This window comes from Acinetobacter sp. P37 (assembly GCF_057480965.1).
Genome location: NZ_JBLIYY010000006.1, coordinates 66,209 through 88,624, shown reverse-complemented (window position 1 = coordinate 88,624; position 22,416 = coordinate 66,209). Strand labels below are relative to the sequence as shown.

The 22,416-nt window shown below is 40.2% G+C and carries 22 protein-coding genes; 7 read left to right on the top strand and 15 right to left on the bottom strand.

From position 1 onward, the window contains the following. Positions 1-3 precede the first annotated feature (3 nt). A complete protein-coding gene (locus AC25JC_RS07215) occupies positions 4-654 on the bottom strand; it encodes a class I SAM-dependent methyltransferase (RefSeq protein WP_180026647.1) in 651 nt (216 codons plus the stop codon). A gap of 83 nt (positions 655-737) precedes the next feature. Here AC25JC_RS07215 and AC25JC_RS07210 point away from each other — a divergent pair, with 83 nt between their 5' ends. Then, positions 738-923, top strand: coding sequence for a DNA gyrase inhibitor YacG (locus tag AC25JC_RS07210; RefSeq protein ID WP_078189771.1), 186 nt, complete (start codon positions 738-740; stop codon positions 921-923). Positions 924-1,013: 90 nt separating this feature from the next. Here AC25JC_RS07210 and AC25JC_RS07205 read toward each other — a convergent pair whose 3' ends face one another. From AC25JC_RS07205 to AC25JC_RS07185, 5 genes are all read right to left on the bottom strand, one after another. Then, positions 1,014-1,658 carry an MBL fold metallo-hydrolase gene (locus AC25JC_RS07205; RefSeq protein ID WP_180078086.1) on the bottom strand — a complete coding sequence of 215 codons (645 nt, stop codon included), beginning with the start codon at positions 1,656-1,658 and terminating at the stop codon, positions 1,014-1,016. A gap of 12 nt (positions 1,659-1,670) precedes the next feature. After that, positions 1,671-2,693 carry a ferrochelatase gene (gene hemH / locus AC25JC_RS07200; protein ID WP_180115920.1) on the bottom strand — a complete coding sequence of 341 codons (1,023 nt, stop codon included), beginning with the start codon at positions 2,691-2,693 and terminating at the stop codon, positions 1,671-1,673. Between the two features lie 65 nt (positions 2,694-2,758). Continuing rightward, complete coding sequence (locus AC25JC_RS07195; RefSeq protein ID WP_067764038.1) at positions 2,759-3,787, bottom strand: DUF4062 domain-containing protein; 1,029 nt, start codon at positions 3,785-3,787, stop codon at positions 2,759-2,761. A 122-nt stretch (positions 3,788-3,909) separates the two neighbouring features. Beyond that, positions 3,910-4,797, bottom strand: coding sequence for a glutamate racemase (gene murI, locus AC25JC_RS07190; RefSeq protein WP_168377950.1), 888 nt, complete (start codon positions 4,795-4,797; stop codon positions 3,910-3,912). Between the two features lie 49 nt (positions 4,798-4,846). Next, positions 4,847-5,455, bottom strand: a complete 609-nt coding sequence (locus AC25JC_RS07185) for a DUF1285 domain-containing protein (protein WP_486923770.1) — start codon at positions 5,453-5,455, stop codon at positions 4,847-4,849. Between the two features lie 194 nt (positions 5,456-5,649). Here AC25JC_RS07185 and AC25JC_RS07180 point away from each other — a divergent pair, with 194 nt between their 5' ends. Further along, the gene (locus tag AC25JC_RS07180) at positions 5,650-7,362 is read left to right on the top strand and encodes an electron transfer flavoprotein-ubiquinone oxidoreductase (protein ID WP_078192805.1); all 1,713 of its coding nucleotides are present in this window, start codon (positions 5,650-5,652) and stop codon (positions 7,360-7,362) included. 77 nt (positions 7,363-7,439) lie between these two features. Here AC25JC_RS07180 and AC25JC_RS07175 read toward each other — a convergent pair whose 3' ends face one another. Beyond that, on the bottom strand, positions 7,440-7,814 hold the full coding sequence (locus AC25JC_RS07175; protein ID WP_257223763.1) for a hypothetical protein: 375 nt from the start codon (positions 7,812-7,814) through the stop codon (positions 7,440-7,442). Between the two features lie 163 nt (positions 7,815-7,977). Between AC25JC_RS07175 and AC25JC_RS07170 the strand changes: the two genes are divergently transcribed. Further along, positions 7,978-8,391, top strand: coding sequence for a transposase family protein (locus AC25JC_RS07170; protein ID WP_180002753.1), 414 nt, complete (start codon positions 7,978-7,980; stop codon positions 8,389-8,391). After that, complete coding sequence (locus AC25JC_RS07165; protein WP_218949540.1) at positions 8,339-8,815, top strand: transposase family protein; 477 nt, start codon at positions 8,339-8,341, stop codon at positions 8,813-8,815. Before AC25JC_RS07170 ends, AC25JC_RS07165 begins: the two co-directional genes overlap by 53 nt. A gap of 1,045 nt (positions 8,816-9,860) precedes the next feature. On the opposite strand, the gene AC25JC_RS07160 is transcribed toward AC25JC_RS07165, so the two are convergent. From AC25JC_RS07160 to tusA, 4 genes are all read right to left on the bottom strand, one after another. After that, positions 9,861-10,340, bottom strand: a complete 480-nt coding sequence (locus tag AC25JC_RS07160) for a hypothetical protein (protein ID WP_180034993.1) — start codon at positions 10,338-10,340, stop codon at positions 9,861-9,863. A 128-nt stretch (positions 10,341-10,468) separates the two neighbouring features. Then, positions 10,469-11,260, bottom strand: coding sequence for a hypothetical protein (locus tag AC25JC_RS07155; protein WP_067764051.1), 792 nt, complete (start codon positions 11,258-11,260; stop codon positions 10,469-10,471). Then, positions 11,261-14,038, bottom strand: coding sequence for a type VI secretion system Vgr family protein (locus AC25JC_RS07150; protein ID WP_486923769.1), 2,778 nt, complete (start codon positions 14,036-14,038; stop codon positions 11,261-11,263). It abuts the gene before it with no gap. 133 nt (positions 14,039-14,171) lie between these two features. Beyond that, a complete protein-coding gene (gene tusA / locus AC25JC_RS07145; RefSeq protein ID WP_078189780.1) occupies positions 14,172-14,429 on the bottom strand; it encodes a sulfurtransferase TusA in 258 nt (85 codons plus the stop codon). A gap of 200 nt (positions 14,430-14,629) precedes the next feature. Between tusA and AC25JC_RS07140 the strand changes: the two genes are divergently transcribed. Together AC25JC_RS07140 and lnt are read left to right on the top strand one after the other, a co-directional pair. Beyond that, positions 14,630-15,469 (top strand): CorC family transporter, encoded by an 840-nt coding sequence (locus AC25JC_RS07140; protein WP_078189781.1) that lies wholly within the window; start codon positions 14,630-14,632, stop codon positions 15,467-15,469. Further along, positions 15,466-17,025 carry an apolipoprotein N-acyltransferase gene (lnt, locus tag AC25JC_RS07135; protein ID WP_486923768.1) on the top strand — a complete coding sequence of 520 codons (1,560 nt, stop codon included), beginning with the start codon at positions 15,466-15,468 and terminating at the stop codon, positions 17,023-17,025. The genes AC25JC_RS07140 and lnt overlap by 4 nt, the downstream gene beginning before the upstream one ends. A gap of 85 nt (positions 17,026-17,110) precedes the next feature. Here the strand turns inward: lnt and AC25JC_RS07130 are convergent, their stop codons facing one another. The 4 genes from AC25JC_RS07130 to gspF all read right to left on the bottom strand — a co-directional run bounded on the left by AC25JC_RS07130 (position 17,111) and on the right by gspF (position 19,995). After that, complete coding sequence (locus AC25JC_RS07130) at positions 17,111-17,449, bottom strand: tRNA-binding protein (RefSeq protein ID WP_180182600.1); 339 nt, start codon at positions 17,447-17,449, stop codon at positions 17,111-17,113. A gap of 247 nt (positions 17,450-17,696) precedes the next feature. Next, on the bottom strand, positions 17,697-18,032 hold the full coding sequence (locus tag AC25JC_RS07125; protein ID WP_078189783.1) for a hypothetical protein: 336 nt from the start codon (positions 18,030-18,032) through the stop codon (positions 17,697-17,699). Between the two features lie 283 nt (positions 18,033-18,315). Next, positions 18,316-18,732 (bottom strand): type II secretion system major pseudopilin GspG, encoded by a 417-nt coding sequence (gene gspG / locus AC25JC_RS07120; RefSeq protein WP_373685861.1) that lies wholly within the window; start codon positions 18,730-18,732, stop codon positions 18,316-18,318. A gap of 57 nt (positions 18,733-18,789) precedes the next feature. After that, positions 18,790-19,995 (bottom strand): type II secretion system inner membrane protein GspF, encoded by a 1,206-nt coding sequence (gspF, locus tag AC25JC_RS07115; RefSeq protein WP_078189785.1) that lies wholly within the window; start codon positions 19,993-19,995, stop codon positions 18,790-18,792. A 150-nt stretch (positions 19,996-20,145) separates the two neighbouring features. Between gspF and AC25JC_RS07110 the strand changes: the two genes are divergently transcribed. After that, positions 20,146-22,368, top strand: coding sequence for a primosomal protein N' (locus AC25JC_RS07110; protein ID WP_486923767.1), 2,223 nt, complete (start codon positions 20,146-20,148; stop codon positions 22,366-22,368). The last annotated feature ends 48 nt before the right edge of the window (positions 22,369-22,416 follow it).

Here is a 22,416-nt window from a genome sequence, read left to right as displayed (position 1 = left end):
CAATTATTCCGCAGATGCTTCGGTGGGTTGCTTACCTTGTAGCGGCTGAAAATCATCAAAACGTGTGGTGTAATCTACAGGCTTGGTAATGATTAGCTGCTGACAGAGTTCACCACGTTCAAGATATTTAATTTCAAAATGCGTGCGTGCTGAAGTCTCTGCAATGCGTTCTTTGACAAAAGGTAGCTTCCAAACATCGATTAACTGCTGCTGTGCTTCCTCAATATATTCAGGAATATTACTCGCCAAGGTAATCTGACCACCCGGCTGCAAACGCGACAATAGAAATTCAAAAAATGGCATATTTAACCAGCGCTGTGCAGGATTATGCGGTTCAGGGTTTGGATACAAAATAAAGAATTGCTGTACTTGCGCAGGATGTAAGGCATGTACTACCCAAGGTAATGCATCAGCATGAATTGGAGTTAAATTGCTTTGCCCTTCAAGTTGATGCTGCTTTTGCATTGCCACAAATTTTTCACGTGTCCGCTCAACAGCAATCAATTGAAATTCAGGGTGATTGGCTGAAAATAATAATGCATGTTTACCTTTACCAGCCCCAATTTCCACACAAATCGGTGTGGAATCAATCGGCTGAAAATCACGGGGAGCTCGCATACGCTGCGCTTGAAATTGACGAATAGGCATAAACAGATCAAACTAAACAGAACGGCATAAGTCTAACAACTGCGACTGTATTTGCCTAATTGAATCATCCGTTTTTGCTGGAGTTAAGCATGCCCACCACCATGAATTGTCCACGCTGCGGCGCATTGACGACTTGGGAAAATAATGAATATCGCCCGTTTTGCTCAGATCGTTGTAAATTGATTGATCTCGGTGCATGGGCCAATGATGAATATCGTCTGCCGACACAAGATGCACCTCAGGCTGATGGTGGCCGTGAAGAAGATCAATTCTAAGGACTCAAGTTCATAAACCTGTTATTTAGGTAAATAAAAAAGGAATCCGTGTGGATTCCTTTTTTTTATTGGCTTTCTCAATCTTGTTGCTTAACCCGCTTTACCAGCAACGAAAGGGTTATGTTGTTTTTCATAACCAATGGTACTCATTGGACCGTGCCCTGAAATAAACTGGGTGTCATCCGGCAAGCTAAAACATTCACGCTGAATGGAGTCGAGTAATTGTTGATGGTTACCGCGTGGAAAATCTGTCCGGCCGATAGAACCTTTAAATAAAACATCACCCGTCCATAACACACCATATTTAGCGTTATAGAACATAACGTGGCCTGGTGTATGCCCCGGTGCAAAACGTACTTCAAACTCTTCTTCACCCAGTTTCAGTGTTTCGCCGCCTTCTAACCATTGGGTCACATGGACATTTTCAGGAATCGGAAAGCCATATTTGGCTGATACGTCTTGAATCATGTCGAGCCAAAATGCATCTTCTTTATGCGGGCCAATCACTGGAACATTCCATGCTTGGGTTAATGCGCCAACCGCACCTGCATGGTCTAAATGGCCATGTGTCAACCACAAGGCTTTGACCGTTAAACCGAGCGCTTCAACTTCAGCTTTTAATTTTTCCGGCTCTCCCCCTGCATCAATCAAGACCGCTTCTTTCGACTCAGAGTCCCAAACAATGGAACAGTTTTGTTGAAATGCCGTGACGGGAACGATTTTAACTTGCAACATAGGGCGAAAACCTCAAGGCGATGAATGGGCTAATGTTTGCTTTAAGGCATCAAGATTAGCTTGAAGTAATAAATTGAGCAATGCGACATGATCATCCCGCGCGTTTAATGCGGGAATATAGCCATATTCACCACCGCCTGCAGCTTGGAAAGTTTCAGCATTTTGCAGCGCCAACTCTTCTAGCGTTTCCAAACAATCCGCTGAAAATGCAGGGCTCATAACCTGTACCGATTTCACGCCTTGTTTGCCCCACGCTTCCAAAGTGGCATCGGTATAAGGTTTCACCCATTCTTGCTTACCAAAGCGCGATTGGAAACTAATCTCATACTGTTCAGCAGTTAAACCCAAGGCTTTTGCAACCAAATGCCCAGTCACACGGCAACGATCTGCATAGGGATCACCTTTATCGGCATAAGGCTGTGGAATGCCATGAAAAGACATCAGCAACTTATCCGCGACCCCATGCTCCGCTTGATAATCACGCACACTTTGCGCTAATGCTTGAATAAATAGCGGGTGCTGATAGTAGTCACGAATAATGCTCAAACCCGGCAAATTGCGTTGCTGCGGAATCCATTGTGCGATCGCATCATATAGCGGTGCAGTCGATGTTGCTGAATATTGTGGGAATAGTGGAAACAGGACGATGTGGTCTTGTGGCTGCTCAGCCAATTGCGCTAAAGCGGTAGAAATCCCTGGATTACCATAAGTCATGGCCGGAATCACATTCAGTTCAAATTCTGGATATTTTGCTGTGAGATGCTGTTTTACTGCGGCAACTTGCTCAAATAAAATTTCACGCATGGGCGAATCATTACCCCAAACCATGTCATAAGCATGTGCAACACGTTTAGGGCGAAATGGCAAAATAAACAAACGTAGAATGATTTGCCAAATCGGTTTCGGGATTTCAATCACCCGCTGATCTGACAAAAACTGTTGCAGAAAACGACGCACTGCGGGCACAGTTGGCGCATCAGGCGTACCTAGATTCGCCAGAATAATGGTGACTTTAGCTTTCTCGACAGGCAACATTACGCTTTTTCCATCAATTTGAATGACGCTAATGTAGCAGCTTTTAATCCATTTAATAAAATAGATTAATATGCAGATTTAAATTGAAAAACTCGATCATTATCAAGCAAATTACTTTCTAGTAATTTTTGACCTTTACTGGTCACTTGCCACAACATCCGCTGACGATCATCTCGGCCATTGGGCACAATCCAGTCATTCTGCCGCATCTGGCTTTTAATGCTGTGTAAAGCACGAATATTCACTTGTGCCCGCGCAACCGCATGAGCACGTGGCATCTCAATACGTGCATCATCCAAACCTGTTTCATTCAAAAACTCATTCATTCGTTTAGAGAAGAATTCTTCAGGGGTTGGATTAACAAAGGTTGCGCCTAAAATCGACAAGAGCTGCGCCCACGTCATTTTCTTCTGTACTTTTAATTCTTTGAAATTACCATCTTGATAAGCGTGCATGCGGTATTCAAATGAAAATAGTTCATGCATCGACACTTTTGGTAAAGATAAGAACGGATCAACTTCGCGTTTTCCCGACTCTGTTTCGAGTTGAACTAACTGGGCTTTTAAACGATCAATTTCATCATGTAAAGCTTGAGTATTCTGTGGTCGCACCCAACCTGTAACAGGATAGCGTTCTAGCATTTGTGGCATGTTCAATCGAACTGCCATTTCTAAATCACGCAAACTACGATAGGTAAAAACTTGATCAACTTCATTTTGTAATAGTTTTCTAAATTCTTTAAATTTTTCACGAAGTTCAGGTTTAGCATCATGTAACGCATCATCACGTGAATCTGGATCATCATGCATAAACACAATGACAGGTTTTTGCTTGGTCACCGCATAGATGTATTCAAGGTGCATATAGCCCACACCAGACACAGACTGCTCACCGTATTGACTACCCAATAAAATCATCACATAGTCACAATCGTCAATTTGACGACGCGCAAAAGCCGTACTTAATGGTGTGCGCTGTTCCAACCCCCAAGAGAAAAAACCCATCCCTACAAGCGTCTGAGCCAAAATGATCCGTTCTGGCTGCATTTCACTGCCAGATGTGGAAATGAATACTTGATAACGCTTATCGAGCATTAGAGATCCTCTTCCCGTTGCACGCTATATCCAGCACTCAAAAAAGTGGTTGCTGAAACATACAGCATGACTACCCCAAATAGATTTAAATTGTTTTATCTAAAATCGTTCAATCACAATGATTAAAATTCTAAACTTGCCGCCTGAATATTGCAGATTTTCCAAGTGATTTGATCATCTTGAATTAAGCGTGCTACCACAGGTGTTAAGTTTTCCGCATTATTTCCACTGACATAACATTCGATACGCAGTGAATCTTGGCGGTTATGCTCAAATAATAACTCATTTTTAATCAAAATTTGGGCTGTTTGTCGTGCAACCGCAAATCCTGAGTCAATTAATGTCAGCTTCTGACCAAAAATATACTGAATTGCCGATTTTAGGAAGGGGTAATGCGTACATCCAAGCACTAAATAATCTGCACCTGCATCTACAACTGGCTGTAATATCTCAGTTAATGTCTGCAGGCAAGGCTCAGTCATTTGCGCCCCCGCTTCAACAAAGGGCACCAATTCCAAAGAAGTCACTGACAAAACTTGCACCCCTGCAGGTTCAGCAAATCGCTGCATGACATCTTTGATTAATTTACCCCGAAAAGTCGCAGGCGTTGCGAGGACAGCCACAGTTTTACTTTTGGTCTGTAATACCGCAGGTTTTAAGGCTGGAACCAAGCCAATAATCGGAAAATTTTCACCGTAGTGTTCACGCAAATAATCCAAACTAAATGCCGATGCCGTATTGCATGCCACCACCGCGACTTTACACCCCTGACGGTATAACCACTCAATCGCATGTGCAGTCAGTTCACGGATGTCCTGATCTTGACGCGGGCCATAAGGGACATGTGCCGTATCTGCAAAATAAACAATCCGTTCATTCGGTAAATAACGTGCAATTTCCAACGCAACAGACAAACCACCAATACCTGAGTCAAATACCCCAATAGGCGCATCAGCAGTCGCTTTTGGCATGGGTACATTTAAGGGGTAAATGGGATGAATGGCGGTCATAGGGTCACTTTAATTTAGATTCAGAATGACAAGGTGGAAAGCTTAAACCTCAGGTGCCTAATTGCAAGTGCAAATCACCACTTTGTAACACTAAAATGGACTCCCCTTGCTCATTTTCAAGCAGCTCACCCATCTCGACTAAATGAAAAAATGCAGCACGTTGAATTAAGGCATTTATACCAAAACGAACATGCACATAAGGACGTAGTTCACCCTGATATTCACGCATAAAAATCGGATGTTCATCATCCACAACAATCACGTCTTGTGTTGTGGTCGTAAACTGGATATAGCGCTTGTTTTCTAGCTCAAGCATATCGACTTGATTAACAAATAAAGGCTCATCTTCTACCTGTATTTCAATTTGTTCCACAGGGGTTTTTAAATAGAATTTCCCATCTTCTTTCCAAAGCACGGTTGAGAACAGATCAATGAGTGCTTGCCGCTTGATCAATTGACCATCGTGCCACCATTCTCCATTGGCTAAAACCTTCAAATCCATTGCACCACAATGCTTTGGATGCCATTGATCTAATGGAGGGATTGACCTTTTGTGACCGGACTGTCCATCTTTTAAGTATTGTGCAATGTTCATTAAATTTCTATCATCCCTATTAATGAATTTTTTCGTCGGGTTTTCGTTCAATTGCTGCTTCATCCGCCTAATAAATACCTTAGTGACGGAAAAATAATATGATTCAGCCAATTGGCTAGAACTCGGTTTAAAACTATACTAGCCCACAATATCAAAGACACGATAGAAAAATTGTGTCTGGGCATTAAGAACACTCATGGCAGCACCATTTAAATGAATTGAATGGATGCCACCTTCCGAAATATGAGGAGTCCTACATGGAACACATCGAACGTGAATCGATGGAGTTTGACGTAGTTATCGTCGGTGCAGGTCCTGCCGGCCTATCTGCTGCGATTAAAATTCGTCAACTTGCAATTGAAAATAACCTAAACGATCTGTCCGTTTGTGTCGTGGAAAAGGGCTCCGAAGTGGGTGCGCATATTCTATCAGGTGCTGTGCTTGAACCTCGCGCAATGAATGAATTGTTCCCAGATTGGAAAGAACAAGGTGCACCTTTAAATGTGCCTGTGACTGAAGATAAAACCTTCTTCTTATTGTCTGATGAAAAATCACAAGAAGCACCACATTGGATGGTGCCTAAAACCATGCATAACGATGGCAACTATGTTATTTCGTTAGGTAATGTGGTTCGTTGGTTGGGCGCTAAAGCTGAAGAATTAGAAGTGTCTATTTTCCCAGGTTTTGCAGCGTCTGAAATCCTTTACCACGAAGATGGTACTGTGAAAGGTATTCAGACTGGTGACATGGGCATTGGTAAAGATGGCGAACCAACGCACAACTTTACCCCTGGCTATGAACTTCATGCGAAATACACATTATTTGCTGAAGGCTGTCGTGGTCATTTAGGTAAACGTTTAATCCAAAAATTCAACTTGGATAAAGATGCCGATCCACAACATTACGGTATTGGTATTAAAGAATTATGGGAAATAGATCCTGCTAAACATAAACCAGGTTTGGTGATGCACGGTGCAGGTTGGCCTTTAAGTGAAACAGGTTCTTCAGGCGGTTGGTGGTTATACCACGCTGAGAACAACCAAGTGACTTTGGGCATGATCGTTGACTTATCATATACCAATCCACACATGTATCCATTTATGGAAATGCAACGTTGGAAAACACATCCGCTAATCAAGCAATATCTTGAGGGTGGCAAACGTATTTCTTATGGCGCACGTGCGGTTGTAAAAGGTGGCTTCAACTCTTTACCTAAATTCACTTTCCCAGGTGGTAGCTTAATTGGTGATGATGCAGGCTTCCTAAACTTTGCGAAAATCAAAGGCTCTCATACAGCAATGAAATCAGGCATGCTGTGTGGTGAAGCAGTGTTTGAAGCGATTGCTGCCGGTGTAGAAAAAGGCGGTGACCTTGCCATTGCACGTGTGACTGAAGGTGAAGACTTCTTCGCTAAAGAGTTAACTGCGTACACAGACAAATTCAACAACAGCTGGTTGAAAGAAGAGTTATATAACTCTCGTAACTTCGGCCCTGCTATGCATAAGTTTGGTCAATGGATGGGTGGTGCGTTCAACTTTGTTGATCAAAACATCTTTAAAGTGCCATTTACACTACATGACTTACAGCCAGACTTCAGCGCTTTAAAAACTGTCGATGCTGCGAACTTCAAACCGAATTATCCAAAACCAGATGGTAAAATTACATTTGACCGTTTGTCTTCAGTATTCGTATCGAATACCGTTCATGAAGAAAACCAGCCTGCTCACTTGAAACTGACAGATGCTTCTATACCTGTAAATGTGAACTTACCAAAATGGGATGAGCCTGCTCAGCGCTATTGCCCTGCTGGTGTTTATGAAATTATGGAAGAGAATGACGGTTCTAAACGTTTCCAAATTAACGCAGCAAACTGCGTACACTGTAAGACGTGTGATATTAAAGATCCATCACAAAACATTACTTGGGTAACACCTGAAGGTGGTGGTGGTCCTAATTACCCTAACATGTAATTAGTACCCGAACATGTAATCTCTTGTGAGATAAAAATAAACCCGCTTAGAGCGGGTTTATTTATGTAGTATGAAATCTATTTATCATTAATCACTAAATCATACTTTTTATTAAATTTTACAGAAGACCCACCAACACCACCTCTATAATACCCTCTCAATTCAACATGATATTTACCTGCATTTTTTGGTATCCCATAAATTTTTATTGTATTCTCATAAAAATATTCATCTTCACCAATCTTTGCAACCTTAATTCCAGAGTCATCTTTTAAATCAGTAACAACCACCACCTCACCAACCAAATTTATTTTTTCAATTTCAATAACCTGTTCATAGTATTTATTTAAAAAAGCCGGTTTTAAATAATCAGGACTTATATCAATCTTTGAAACACATCCAACAATATTTAAGAACCCTAAAAATAAAAAAAAGATTGAATAAAGCTTCACTATAAATCCCCTCTATAAATATAAACAGCCCATAAAAACGTTAGATCTCTTTCATAAATCAAAAAAATATCCTACAACTCTTCAGAACCTATAGACATCTTGCATAAATCAAAAAACGAGCACCTTTTTGATTGATATTTGTACTCTAACTTTCTTAGCATTCATGCATAATCTGCGGATGAAATACATTGATTCAAAGAAGAAGCTTTCTGAAACACAGTTTAAGCGATATACCGGCATCTCATGGTCAACCTTTTATTTAATGGTTGAGCAATTGCAGAAGCATGTTCCAGCTAAAGGCAGACCACCCAAGTTAAGTGTGGAGGATCAGGTTCTACTCTGTCTGAGCTATTGGCGGGAATACCGAACTTTATTTCACGTTGCTACGAGTTACGGGGTTTCAGAGTCAACAGCCTCAAGAATTGTACGTCATGTTGAAGATTGCCTGATTCAATCCAATCTGTTTAATTTACCGAAGAATTTGCCTGAAGGCGAAGGGATCGACTGGAATGTGGTGATCGTGGATGCCACAGAAATTCCAATTCAAAGGCCTAAAAAAACAGAAGAAAAGCTATAGTGGCAAGAAAAAGACGCATACCTTTAAAGTACAGGCCATCATTCATTATAAAACTCAGCAAATTCTGAGTTTATGCACTGATCGCGGTATGGTGCACGATTTCGAGCTATTCAAACGCAATTTAAAGCAGATTCCTTCAGGTGCTTTTATCCTTGCAGATAAAGGCTATCAGGGAATTTATGCTGTGTACCCTAATAGCCTATTGCCGTTAAAAGCCAAAAGACGCTGTAAACTGGAACCTGAACTCAAAATCTATAATCAGGCAATCAACAAAAGAAGAATCGGGATCGAGCATGTATTTGGTCGCCTGAAGACCTTTAAAATTCTTGCTGAACGTTACCGAAATAGAGGTAAAAGGCTGGGTTTGAGATTCCGTTTAATCGCAGGAATCTATAACTCGGAATTGAGTAAAAATGATTTATGAAAGAGGTCTTATATAATTATCTAATAACACACGCTCAATATAGTCCATATTATCAACATCTTTAGCTTTTGAAAAAATTAATAAAAAAAACAACAAAATAAATATTTTAAAAAAATTCGTTAAACACTTATATCTGTATTCATAATACCAACCACCCAAAAACATAAACAAAACTGATTATATTTTTGTATAAAAATTAGTTATCAACCCAGATTCTTCATTAGGTAAAGTAAAATCACAATCATTTTATAAATATTAAATTTACCCAATATTTAGTATAATAAAAAACCAATATTTCAAAAATATGCGATTAAATTTTAAACCCCATCTATATAGTAATATACTTTTTTAGACCCTTCTATTTTATAATAATTAATTTTAATTTCTCTAAAACTTTCCATATTACAAAGCTTACTTACAACTTCATCTCCTCCACCGTACATTGTAATTTCCTTATTTTCGATCAGAAAATTAAACGATGTAGGCTCTTCATAATTTCGATGAATTTTTTCCAACTTATATTTTAAGGTTAGATCTTTTATGTTAGAAAAATCAGTACTATTAAATGGAAAAACTCCCCTATTACACCCCCTAAAAAAAGCGCTTGTTTATTTTTCTCGTATAAATATGCTATTTTTTCTTCTTCAGCATATACAGGCGAGCTAATAAGCATCATAAAAACCAGTATATTCTTTTTCATCTTAAAAGCCTGCTTTCTCTAATTTTAGTAACTCCATATTGATCATACTGAAACATTGAAAATATGCATTATCAGGATCAATGGAGATTATGAGACCATCAAGTTTTAGCAATCACTGTATAATTTATACTGACCTAAAATATTGCAGTTCAATCAAATATTACCCCTATATTTAAGTATTATTTTTTTAAAACAAGTAATTTAATTTCACCAAAAATTTAAAATTATAGCTTTAAACCCCAATATCTTTATTTAATAAACTTATAAGTCTATAAAATATTGAGTTTACTTGAGACAACAAACCCGCTTAGGCGGGTTAATTTTAAATTATTATAAAAAAATCAACTACCTTCGTATTTCAAACGCTTGAAAGTTATTAGGATGCTTCTGTTTTCTATATTGTTCAGATTTTACAATAAATATAACATCAAACAATCCATCATAAGAATATATATACCTATAATTACTTAATCTTGAGTCAAAATCAATTTTCTTAAACTTTAAAGAACTATTATTTTCAAAAAAAGTGTCATTAAAATTTGGGATAAATTTAGTATAGAATACATTTTTACTATGTAATTTAACAACACTCCATTCAGAATCACCAACACTTTTAATTAAATTAACTTGCAAGTCTGGAAAGTTCGGGATATTAAAATATACTCCTTGCTCCTTCTTAAAGTTATTATTTTTGTGGGCTAAAATTTCTAACTTACCAAGCATTAAATCTGATTTATTAAAATCTCCATTTTTTACACAAAAAATAATTCTTTCAATTAATAATTGGTAATTAATATTATTTTTTGAAATAAATTCATTATTCATATTCAATCCATTTATCGACTTATCATTAACACTATTATTTGCATAACAGCCGAAAAAACTAGTACTTACCCATACAATTACTAGTAAAAAAATACGCATTCCATATCCCTTACAAGTATGATTTGAAATTAATTTTCGTAATAGCCATTCTCAAACAAAGGATCAAGTTGACCATTTTCCAACTTCCACGATGATACACTGAAATCATGCTCACCATCAGCATCAAATAAATCGACACCTTTACCATCCTCGGGATATTCAGGATAAATGTAAGCATTATCTCCATATTTTTTATAAAATTGACTACACCACATATATGGATTTACCACCCTAAAAGGGGGAATTTTTCCATCAATTTCAATGTATCCTTTTCCATTTGGCAAGTCATCAATGACATCATCTAAAATATCTTCTGCTTCTTCAGCACAGGTATCATTCAAAATTACATTATAAGGTTTTCCTTTAAGCACTGCCGCTTCAACTTTTGCTACTTTTTGTTTAATTTTATGAAATTTTTTTTCCGTGATATTTATTTTAAATATTTGAACAACTTCATAAATTAAATAAGAAGTTGTACTTGGCCTTTTATTTACGTATCCATTTGCATAAATTTTTTCATTTCCGTCTATCTCTTCTTCACCTTTTTTATATTCTATATCTCCCAACTCTTCTGTTGGGCCAAAACTAAAAAAGGCCTCCACAACATTATTTTTGGTTATGTAAAAGAAAGCATGGCCATAATCACTACCCTCCCCTTGCAAAATTTGAACTTTTTCAACTTTATTTTTTAAAATACCTACTTTGCGTTCAACAAAAGCTGTTTCTGCTAAATTTGCTTCAAATCCAACCAACAAAGAATAATTATCAATTTTAATTTCAGTTTCAGGCTTTCCTTCTTGTGTATCAACCATTTGACTCATTTAATTATTATCCTTTAAAAAATCTTCAGCATCTTGACCAACCAAAATTCTTAATTTTTCCTTCTGCTGAGTAAAAATACGTTTAGTCATTGCGTTAATGTCACTTATTCCAGCCAAGTATTCTCCATTTGGTTTTACAATCACATATTTTTCATTTGGCATTATTTTTTGAGTATGATCTATGACCTTAATTTGTTGACTGAAGCTTTTCAGTTCATTTGGCAAGGTTGTGATTGGAACATTTACTTGTTGAGGCCCCACAAACTTATGCTGCCCTGCCTTCACTTCAAACTTACCGCTAGTTGTCGGTAATACACCCGCACTACTAATTTCAATCTGGCTACCACCAGCAGTTAGCACGATTTTTTTGCTCGCTTTGATTTCAACTTTTTCTTCCGTGGAAATAATTTGAATACCTTTTCGGGCAATCAGATCTGCCCCATCACCTTGCGCTTGGATTTCAACTTTGCCTTTGCCTGCATACGCGCGTAAACCTTCTTGTGCTGCAAATAGACTGATCTTGCTTTGTGCATGGGCAATTAAAGATTTTTGACTGCTGATATTGATGCTATCGCCCGCACTTTGGCTGATCTGTCTATCTGCTGAAAGATGAATATCTTCCTGACTACTCACAGCAATGGAGTTTGGTGCAGATAAAATCATTAAGGCTTGTTTAAAGGCATCAGCTTTTTCTTTACTGCCTTTTTCGATTTGGCCAAGGAAGTTTTTCAGATTATCTAAGACTTCAAGCGGGTCAGTTTGCTGGTTTTTCGCCACTTCACTTAAGGCTTTACTGCTGTTTAAGTTGGCTTCGATTTGTTCTTTCGCCGCTTGTGCGTCGAGGTGCATTGCTGCTGCTTGTTGTTGTGGGTGTGTACTAACAAGTAGCCCCTGTCCTGCACGCACTGCACCCCATTGGTCGGTTCTCAGTTCAAAGCCTTCGCCTCTTCCCTCACTTTCTGCGGTTTCTTTGGGATGACTGAGGTTCCCTAGGTTGAGCTGAGTGGCGCCATGGGTACTTTGTAATTGTGTTGAGATTTGTCCAGTCGTGTCATCAAAGCGAAGTTGTCCAAAGCCTTCACCTTGGACTTCCTTACTTTTTATTCCAGCCAGTTTTTTGGTGTCTGGCAGTTTACCTTTACTATCAAATTGGGTCGGACTGCGCTGTGCTTCATGTATGCGCCCCACCACAAATGGTCGGTCGATATTGCCGTCAAAGAAATCGATGACCACGATTTCATTAATACGTGGTAAGAAACGTGCACCATAGCCTTCACCGGCCCATGGGGTAAGCACATCTACCCATGCAGAATCCGTATCATTGTCATTACTGCCTGCACCGCCATCATGGCTGTGGTCATCTCCACGGGTAAATAAAAAGCGGACTTTGATACGCCCCCATTCATCGACATGTATTTCTTCACCACTTGGCCCGACAACTTTAGCCCGTTGCGGATGGGTGCTTGGACGGTGTTCGAGTGGGTTATATTCAGGAACCGTCGCAATATTGCGGCGTTGTAATGTGAGCTGATTGGCCTGACGCTCGGCCTGTTCATGGATCGGTTTAATGTTCCACTGACTTTGTTCAATCAGTTGATTGACTTGTTCAGAGAGGTCTTTAGGTAAGTTATTTTGGTTATAGAATTTTTTTTCTGTGATTAAAAATTGTTTGTCTGCACCACTGTGTTGATCGATTTCTGGGTGTTCATTCAATTCAAACCAATAACCCACTTGGGTATCACGCACAGTCGATTGTGCACTGAATTTTTTCGATTGTAGCTCGTGGTAGCGTGTTAGGTTTTGATTCAGTTTTTCAATTTGGCTGTTGGATGAAGCCGTAGCTTGATCTTCACCTTTTAAATCTTGCATCCATGCAGGGCTGATATGCCATGCTTGTTCCAAACTTAAGCTGGCATTGTCTTGGCTTTGGCTATGCTGATGTTTGCTTTGAACTGAACCTGCACCTTCTTCTTGGCTGAGACCATCGGCTTGCCAGCGCTGTACGTGTACCGCAGTCGGTTGAATGCTACGCTCACCGATCAAGCTGGTGATGCTGTCTTGTTTTTCTGTGGCGCTAGAGCGATGAAAGCGGATGCTACGACGGCTGAGTGCTTGATATTGGCTATTGTCATCAATCAGGCGGAGTTTTTGTTTTTCAATTGGCGCTGAGGAATGTGACACTTTCAGCTGCGCTTCATCGATGAGCCAGTTGATGCCTTCACTGCGCCAAAGTCGCGTTAAAAAGTCATAATCGCTTTCATTCGACTGCATGATGAAAGGTCGGACATCATAGTTCTGACTTAAACCGCTTATATCAAGCATTAGACTGGATGCAAAGAGTGGGCTTTTGCTTTGCCATTCTTTAAAGAGAGTTTCACTGACATCGCGAACAGATTTGTTCATAAACACACGGCTGTTGCGGCGCTTATGCCACAGCGATGTTGCATCTTCTAAAGTGAGTTTATACAGCGTGAGTGAACCGTCACTCTGCCCTTGGGTGGCTTCGGTGATGATACCGGTGGTGCGGAAGAGTTCGCCCTGATCGGTCACTTGATCAACCGCGACCTGTGCGCCAATAAATTGTTTTAGTGGAATAAGTGCATTAGTAGATAGGCAAATCAAAGTCGCTTGCAGGCCTTGGTTTAAGACATGCTCCCCATCAATACGTTGAATAAAAAGCTCATCATTCAACGCAGGGTTGGAAAATTGCACATGAATGGCACGTTTTTGGGCAGATAAGCCTAATTTTTCAAGTATAAGAGCAATCGAATTTAACATTTTAAAAGTCTGTTTTTTAAACTTTGTATAATTATGCTGCGAATGATATAGGCTAGCCATCAGACTTGACCAGCCTATTTTATTAATAAAAATGTAACATCTTAATAATTATTATTTTTTACAATCTCTTAAATTAACCTTTCTGAACCAAATAATGGAATTCTTTATTTCCATTTTCATCAAGACGTTCTTCTTGAAGCAAAAGCTCATGACCTAAATGCATACAAAATTTCGGAATATCCCAAGAGGTCGAATTATCTGTTGCAAAAACCTCAACAATATCACCCGATTTTGATTTACGAATGGCTTGATGCAACATCATCACAGGCTCAGGGCAACGTAAGCCACGGGTGTTTAATTGAATTGATGGGGGCACAGAAGGCTCAGACATTAGAAAACTCAGCATTAAAATCTAAGGCTATTTTAGCATAATCCTGACGACCGAATGTTAGCTTGAAAAATGCAAACGATAGCGTCTTAAAATGACTTGATCGCTCATCATCTAGATCAACATTAACAATAGACAACTGTATTTTCTACGGTATGATAAAATCATCATTTATTAGATATTAAGAGTCTTTAGGAAAGATCATGCAAGAGGAATCCGGCCCGTCGTGGGGCATGCGCGGCTTACGTAAATGGCTGGGCACTGCACCAGAAACCCGTGACGAACTGTTGAAATTGGTACAAGATTCACGTCGCTTCTTAGAACCCGATACAGTTGCCATGCTCGAAGGGGTACTCGACTTACCTGCAACTAAAATCCGCGAGGTCATGACCCCCCGTACTGCGATGATCAGCTTGCAAGAAGATGATGAGCTATTAGATATTTTGCATGTACTTGTTGAATCTGCACACTCACGTTTCCCAGTCTTTTCCTCAGACCAGCCAGACAATGTTGTCGGTATTTTGTTGGCCAAAGATTTGTTGCCATTTTTGACAGAACCGACCACCAAAGTCGATATTCGTGCATTAATGCGTCAACCCTTATTTGTACCCGAGAGCGCGCGTTCTGACCAAGTTTTACGTATGTTGAAAAATACCCAAACCCATATCGCTGTAGTGATTGATGAATATGGCACAACTTCAGGCTTAGTCACTTTAGAGGACATTCTTGAAGAAATTGTGGGTGAAATCGAAGATGAACACGACAAAGTTGATGAAGAAGCTCAATTTATCATTCCAGATGAAGATCCACTAAGTGCAAATACATGGTTGGTTCAAGCACTTACACCAATTGAACACTTTAACAATCTTTTAGATGCTGATTTTTCAGATGATGAAGTAGAAACTGTGGGCGGCTTACTGCTACAAGAAATGGGCTTAGTCAGTGATTTACAAGGTCAAGTGATTGAACTTGAAAACTGGGAATTTACCATTTTGGAGGCAGATGCACGTACTATTCATCTGATCCGAGCTGTCCGTAAATGAGAACCTACTTTGATAAGCTGCTAAACCATTCACAACAAAAAAAACAGCTACCTTTCATCTATCCTTTGCTGATCGCATTATTTTCAGGTGCCATATTCAGCTTGTCGCTGGCACCTTATCATTATTGGTGGTTGGCGATTTTCTCTCCAGCCCTGCTATATGCCTGCTTAAGTCAACGTACCCCTAAACAATCGTTTTTCATTGGTCTAGCTTATGGCTTTGGCTTATGGTTTGTTGGGGCTTTTTGGCTGTATACCTCGATCCATGTCTATGGTGATACCAATTCAGCACTCAGTGTTTTGATGATTGCCATTATGGCGATTGTGATGGGACTGTTTACCGCAGTTCAGAGTTGGCTCTACCGCCGCTTCTTTCCAGAAACACCACTGACCTTTGCGCCACTATGGGTATTTTTCGAGTGGAGTAAAACTTGGGTCTTTACCGGTTTTCCATGGCTGTTTGCAGGTTATGCCTTTACTGAACGATTCCTCGATGGCTATGCGCCACTATTCGGGATCTTTGGGGTATCTTTTGCGGTCATTGTATTGGCCTGTGCATTGGTTGAAATCCTGCGTAAACGCATCTTCTGGATTGTTCCCTCTGCCCTTGTTTTGCTCGGTGCATGGGGTGCAGGGCAAGTGCAATTTGTTCAGCCTAAAAATGAAAAACCGCTGAGTGTTTCCTTAATTCAAGGCAATATTCCACAAGATTTAAAATGGTTAACAGAATACCAAGCTCAAACCTTAATGAAATATGCGTCATTAAGTCGGACCGAATGGGGGCGTGATGTCATTGTTTGGCCAGAATCCTCTATTCCAATGTTCCAAACCGATATTGAGCCGTTTTTGGATGCGATGAAAGTCCAAGCCAATAAAACAGGTACGGCTTGGGTGACAGGTATTCCCTATTGGGACTTGGCAGAATCACAGCAAAACCAACACCCTATGTATTACAACACCATCATGGCAACTGGTGATGAATCTTCTGGTCTATACAAGAAGCAACGTCTAGTCCCCTTTGGTGAATACATTCCGCTTTCAGGGATGTTAAGTTGGGTACTGCCTGCCCTACAAAATGACCCGTCGATGAGTGGCTTTTCACGTGGTGCAAACAACCAAAAGCCTTTGAATGTTAAGGGTCATGATTTAGGTGCGGCGATTTGCTATGAAGTGGCTTATCCCAACTTAACCCGTCGTAATGCCAGTCAAAGTGATTATCTAGTGACCATTTCCAATGACGCATGGTTTACTGGAACAGCGAGCCCACATCAGCACCTACAAATGGTTCAAATGCGTGCCAAAGAAAATGGCCGTTGGTTTATCCGTGCAACCAATACCGGCATTACCGCCTTTATTGATCATAATGGTCACATTGTGAAACAAGCACCGATGGATAAAGATGCGGTACTTCGTGGTGATTTACCTGCCATGCAAGGCGAGACACTTTACACACGCTTAAGTGATTGGCCTGTGTTGATTTTCTCATTCTTGTTATTGGTTCTCGGTTGGATTTATCGCCCGCGTAAAGTTGATATTTCTTTTAAATCACGCCGTTAATTCCGCTACAAAAGATCAAAAAAACCGAGCTTTGGCTCGGTTTTTTTATTGATAAACTTTCAGGGTGCCAGTTCACCCTACTTTTTCAAAGTAACTTGGTGCCGAGGGGAATCTCTGCATCAGGCACACAAAGAGCAACATGCCCCTCTGCATTATGAAAGCCTGTGACCAAACACTCTGACTGGATCGGACCAATTTGTTTTTTTGGAAAATTCACGACGGCAACGACCAATTTTCCCAATAGATTTTCCGGCTGATACAGCTGTGTAATTTGTGCACTGGACTTTTTAATGCCCAGTTTCTCTCCAAAATCCACATGGAGAATGTACGCGGGTTTACGTGCTTGCTCAAAGACTTCTGCCTGCACAATTTTCCCCACACGTAATTCAACTTTCACAAAATCTTGCCAATCGATCTGTTGCATTTTTCCCTCTTTCTTTTCTTTGTTGTACTTCATCTAACTATCTAAGATCTGATATCTAAAGATTATAAAAATTTCATTCAGGCTGACCATATGTGAAACAGACATTCGATGCGTCAAAATGGACAAAGCAAAGTAATCTTAGAATGCGCATCATATTGATGTACGCTTTGATGTAAGCTAACTGTTCATTTGCACGGGACATAAAAAAACTGGAGCAAGCTCCAGTTTTGAAGGTTTAATTTTGGGGTTATAACTGAGTAACTAAATAGGAAAGCATGGCAGCTAAAGACACCATTGGAATATATCGATAAAGACGAACAACCATTTGTTCAATGGCAGATGCATGTTCTTGTTTTAAATTTGCCACAGTCGCTTTTAATGCAGACCAAAAACTTAAAGCTAGTAATGAACTCATTAAGCTCATGGCAAAGAAGCCCACCATAATTTGGCTACTGCCCTCAGTGCTTTGCCATAAATACACAATGCCTTGACTGATCGGCAGAATACTTAAAATCAAAAGAACAGATTTCAGCATAGACCAATGAAATTGGTTAATTTCATCCGTTAATAATAATGCTTTCATACTATCCTCCATGGCTAAAAAAGTACCATAAAAGATATTATGCTCGGTTTTATTTAAATGAAAAGCCTATATTTATTCATATTTTACGATTATTGTAATCAATAAAATTGGGAATAATTCTTATTATAAATATCACATATTTTATATTATATAATTTAAAGTAAATTCAACAACTTAATATTAATTTTATAATTAAGATTTATTATCACTTCACTCAATATTGAAACATCCTATTAAGTGAAGTGATTAATTCCATTAAAACTGAATTTATAATTATTCTCAGTTAGTGTTTATAGTAAATATCGGCATCATTGTCTTCACCGCCAGACTGACCATCTGCACCAAATGAATAAAGATCATAAGGACGGCCTTCAGAACCTGGAATCACATATTGAATGTCATTATCCCAACTGTCTTTTGGATATTGCCCATTTAAGTATCCATCTGGTAACCAATTTTTTGCAGATTCTGGCTTAGTAATTAAGGCATTTAAACCACCATCTTGCATCGATGGATATTTACCATTATCAATTTTGTATTGCTTTAGTGCACCTGCCACAGTTTTTAAGGTAATCGCCGTAGTATCAACTTTGGCTTTTTCACCACGGCCCATCACGTTCGGTACAATCAGCGCAGCCAAAACACCTAAAATGACAATGACCACCATCACTTCAATTAAAGTAAAACCTTGTTGCTTCATATTTTTTGTCTTCACTTGCATGTTACAAATCTCTGTTCACATCATTGTTCGAATGTCTTAAATCATATTATTCATATTCACGATTGGCAGCATCACAGCAATCACGATCACCAGTACAATGCTCGCCATAAATACCAACATCAGCGGTTCAAGCAACGCCAATAAAGTTGAAATTAAAGTCGTCACTTCTCGGTCTTGCATCGTCGACGCACGTTCTAGCATCCGGTCTAATTCGCCTGAACTTTCACCACTTTTGATCATTTGTACCATCATCGGTGGGAAATAACCACTTCGCTCAAGCTGTGTTGCTAAATTACCACCTTCTGTTACTTTCTCTGCCGCAAGGTTGACCGAATCTCGAATCACCCAATTATTACTGACCGCTGCGCCAATTTTTAAAGCATCGACCAATGGCACGCCAGACTTGGTTAAAATCGATAAGGTACTGGCAAAACGAGCGGCATTAATGCCTTTAGACAGTTTGGAAAATAATGGTAATTTCAAGGTCAATCGGTCAAAGGCATAATGTCCCGCCGCTGTTCTGAGGAATCGAACCAAGAGAAAAATCGAGACTACGCTACCAACCAATAAAAATGGCCAGGCCATTCGAATAAAATCACTGGCTTTCATTAAAGCGACCGTTATCCACGGCAAGGCATCTTTGCTTTGGTCAAAGGTTTTGACAATATCTGGGACCACATAGGTCATGAGTCCCATCACAATACCGAAAGACATTAACATCAGGATGATGGGATAAATCATCGCACCCTGCACTTTTTTTTGCATGGCGAAGCGGTTTTCGGTGTAATCGGCAAGTTGGTCGAGAATGAGATCGAGATGACCTGAACGCTCACCTGCTGCAATCGTGGCAATATACAGTTCTGGAAAGCGTCCCGCTTGTTGTAGTGCGTTGGCTAAAGAATGCCCTTCCAAAACTTTAGAACGCACCGACATCAACAGGTTTTGCACATGGGCTTTTTCGTTTTGTTTTCCCACAGCACGAATCGCTTCTTCTAATGGAATCGCAGCGGCAACCAAAACTGAAAGTTGGCGAGTCAATAAAGCCAAGTCATAGGCATTCAGCCCTTTTTGAAACCAGCGCTGCTGCGCGTGTTTGTCTTTTTGCTCTATCGGATCGACAGCAACTGGAATGAGTGACTGATCTCTGAGCTGTTGACGAATTTGACGCGCAGAATCACCCTCAAGTACACCCTTCTGCTGCTTCCCTGAAGCGTCTATGGCAGTAAACTGATATGCAGGCATTGTAATGCTCTAATTTTCCAAAATTTCTATCAGCGCAGTTGCGTCTGACCATCAAAATCATTCATATTCTTAGATATAAAATATGAGCTCACTCTAACACAACTCCTTTACGATCACGACGAAAATTAATCAGGAACTTATCCACGTTTTATGGCAAATTCAGCGAGCATTTCAACACCTATTTACCGCGTTCGAGTCGCCGTTCCGGTATATTTATACGACTGCTTCGATTACAGCTTAAGCCAAGAGCAATACCAACAAGCTGAAATAGGTGCTCGTGTTGCTGTATCTTTTGGTCGACAAAATTTGACCGGTATCATCGTGGAAAAAATTGCTCCCGATGCGCCACTCGATTCAAGCTTTAAACTCAAGGCCATTACCGAACTTCTTGATGATCGTGCCATTTTAGATGAGAAAGTTTTAAATTTATTGACATGGTCTGCACAGTATTACCAATTTCCGATTGGTGAAGTGATGCAAAGTGCCCTTCCGACGCTGTTACGCCAAGGAAAGCCCTATAATTTATTGGCACGGACATGGAATCTGATTGACCATAATGCTGAAGCCAAAATTAAACGTTCAGAGCGTCAACAAGAAGCGTATAAAATACTAAAATTACATCCCACAGGCACAGGTGAAAATCTTTTAAATTTGTCAGGTGTGGAAACAGCAACACTCAAAGCCTTAGAGAAAAAAGGCATCTGCGAATGTGTGTTAGCAGAACAAGACTTTAGCCCGATGCCGATGAGCATGGCGCAAATGCCACTTACGGCAAACCCTGACCAAAAAAAAGCGATCGATAGCGTATTAAACGCACGTAAAAAATATCAGGCCTTCCTGCTCGATGGCTTAACTGGCAGTGGTAAAACTGAAGTCTATTTACAAATCATGCAAGAGGTTCTAAAGCATGGCAAACAGGTCTTGGTTTTAGTTCCTGAGATTGGGCTCACCCCACAGACCATCAGCCGTTTCCAATCACGTTTTCATTGCAATATTGCTCTACTACATTCGGGTTTGAACGATTCAAAACGTATGCAAGCTTGGCAAGCTGCGCAAACGGGCAAGGCTTCAATTATCTTAGGCACACGTTCTGCGATTTATACGCCACTGCCTAATCTAGGTTTAATTGTGATTGATGAAGAGCATGATCTGTCCTTTAAACAACAAGAAGGCTTTCGCTATCACGCGCGGGATGTCGCACTTTACCGTGGGCATTTAGAGCAATGTCCTGTCATTCTTGGCTCTGCCACACCTAGTATTGAATGCTATGCCCTTGCCAAACAAGGCAAGATGACAATTTTGGAACTAAACCAACGCGCAGGCACCGCGGTCATGCCGAAAATGCACATCCTTGATCTAAAAGTGGCACAGAAGCAGCATGGAATCAGCCAATTATTAATTGGTGAAATCCGTAAGCGCCTTGAAAAAAAAGAACAAGTGTTAGTGTTCTTAAACCGTCGTGGATATGCCCCGGTTTTAATTTGTGAAAGCTGTGCATGGCAGGCCAAATGTCCGCACTGTGATGCCAATTTCACGGTACACCGCACACCCTATCAACACCTACATTGTCACCACTGCAGCACCATTCACCGTATGCCAGAGCATTGTCCACAGTGTAATCACCAAGAACTGAAATCCGTGGGTATGGGTACAGCGAAGGTTGAAGAAAGCCTAAATGAGCTATTTCCGCAGCATGACGTTATACGGGTCGATCGTGATTCCACCAGTCGAGTCGGCAGTTGGCAAAAAATCTATGACAAGATTCAAAAAAGCGAACCTGCCATTTTACTCGGTACACAAATGCTGGCCAAAGGACATCATTTCCCTTACGTCACCTTGGTGGCGATTTTAGATATCGATTCAGGTCTACTGAGTGTGGACTTCCGTGCCATCGAGCGTACTGCACAGCTCATTGTACAAGTCACTGGGCGTGCCGGCCGTGGTGAACGTAAAGGCGATGTGTTTTTACAAACCCTAAGACCCGACCATCCGCTTTTGAATATCTTGGTCAATGAGGACTATCGAAAATTTGCCAAAGAAACCATGAAAGAACGGGAAATGGCACAAATGCCACCGTTTCGCTATGCCGCATTGGTGCGCTGTGAGTCCAAAAACCAAGAACTCAATACTGAATTTTTACAGCAACATGCCCAATTGCTGCGTCAGGACTCTGCTGGAATTATTGACATTTGGGGGCCGATTCCTGCCCCGATGGAGCGCAAAGCGGGACGTTATCAATCCCACATGGTTTTACTGTCTACAGATCGTGCGCGCTTACATTATTATCTGCGTTATTGGTGGCAAAACATCTTGCATAACAAGCCATCAAATATGAAATTGAGCCTCGATATAGACCCACAGGAACTCAGTTAAACGCGTACAATTCAGTCTGAAAAATCAGTCATACTGAATTGCAACTTT

Excerpts from the sequence above, each read along its gene's own strand:
- AC25JC_RS07210 (WP_078189771.1), top strand. The coding sequence starts at position 738 with ATGCCCACCACCATGAATTGTCCACGCTGCGGCGCATTGACGACTTGG.
- AC25JC_RS07205 (WP_180078086.1), bottom strand. The coding sequence starts at position 1,658 with ATGTTGCAAGTTAAAATCGTTCCCGTCACGGCATTTCAACAAAACTGT.
- hemH (WP_180115920.1), bottom strand. The coding sequence starts at position 2,693 with ATGTTGCCTGTCGAGAAAGCTAAAGTCACCATTATTCTGGCGAATCTA.
- AC25JC_RS07195 (WP_067764038.1), bottom strand. The coding sequence starts at position 3,787 with ATGCTCGATAAGCGTTATCAAGTATTCATTTCCACATCTGGCAGTGAA.
- murI (WP_168377950.1), bottom strand. The coding sequence starts at position 4,797 with ATGACCGCCATTCATCCCATTTACCCCTTAAATGTACCCATGCCAAAA.
- AC25JC_RS07185 (WP_486923770.1), bottom strand. The coding sequence starts at position 5,455 with ATGAAGCAGCAATTGAACGAAAACCCGACGAAAAAATTCATTAATAGG.
- AC25JC_RS07180 (WP_078192805.1), top strand. The coding sequence starts at position 5,650 with ATGGAACACATCGAACGTGAATCGATGGAGTTTGACGTAGTTATCGTC.
- AC25JC_RS07170 (WP_180002753.1), top strand. The coding sequence starts at position 7,978 with ATGCATAATCTGCGGATGAAATACATTGATTCAAAGAAGAAGCTTTCT.
- AC25JC_RS07165 (WP_218949540.1), top strand. The coding sequence starts at position 8,339 with ATGCCACAGAAATTCCAATTCAAAGGCCTAAAAAAACAGAAGAAAAGC.
- AC25JC_RS07160 (WP_180034993.1), bottom strand. The coding sequence starts at position 10,340 with ATGAATAATGAATTTATTTCAAAAAATAATATTAATTACCAATTATTA.
- AC25JC_RS07155 (WP_067764051.1), bottom strand. The coding sequence starts at position 11,260 with ATGAGTCAAATGGTTGATACACAAGAAGGAAAGCCTGAAACTGAAATT.
- AC25JC_RS07150 (WP_486923769.1), bottom strand. The coding sequence starts at position 14,038 with ATGTTAAATTCGATTGCTCTTATACTTGAAAAATTAGGCTTATCTGCC.
- tusA (WP_078189780.1), bottom strand. The coding sequence starts at position 14,429 with ATGTCTGAGCCTTCTGTGCCCCCATCAATTCAATTAAACACCCGTGGC.
- AC25JC_RS07140 (WP_078189781.1), top strand. The coding sequence starts at position 14,630 with ATGCAAGAGGAATCCGGCCCGTCGTGGGGCATGCGCGGCTTACGTAAA.
- lnt (WP_486923768.1), top strand. The coding sequence starts at position 15,466 with ATGAGAACCTACTTTGATAAGCTGCTAAACCATTCACAACAAAAAAAA.
- AC25JC_RS07130 (WP_180182600.1), bottom strand. The coding sequence starts at position 17,449 with ATGCAACAGATCGATTGGCAAGATTTTGTGAAAGTTGAATTACGTGTG.
- AC25JC_RS07125 (WP_078189783.1), bottom strand. The coding sequence starts at position 18,032 with ATGAAAGCATTATTATTAACGGATGAAATTAACCAATTTCATTGGTCT.
- gspG (WP_373685861.1), bottom strand. The coding sequence starts at position 18,732 with ATGAAGCAACAAGGTTTTACTTTAATTGAAGTGATGGTGGTCATTGTC.
- gspF (WP_078189785.1), bottom strand. The coding sequence starts at position 19,995 with ATGCCTGCATATCAGTTTACTGCCATAGACGCTTCAGGGAAGCAGCAG.
- AC25JC_RS07110 (WP_486923767.1), top strand. The coding sequence starts at position 20,146 with ATGGCAAATTCAGCGAGCATTTCAACACCTATTTACCGCGTTCGAGTC.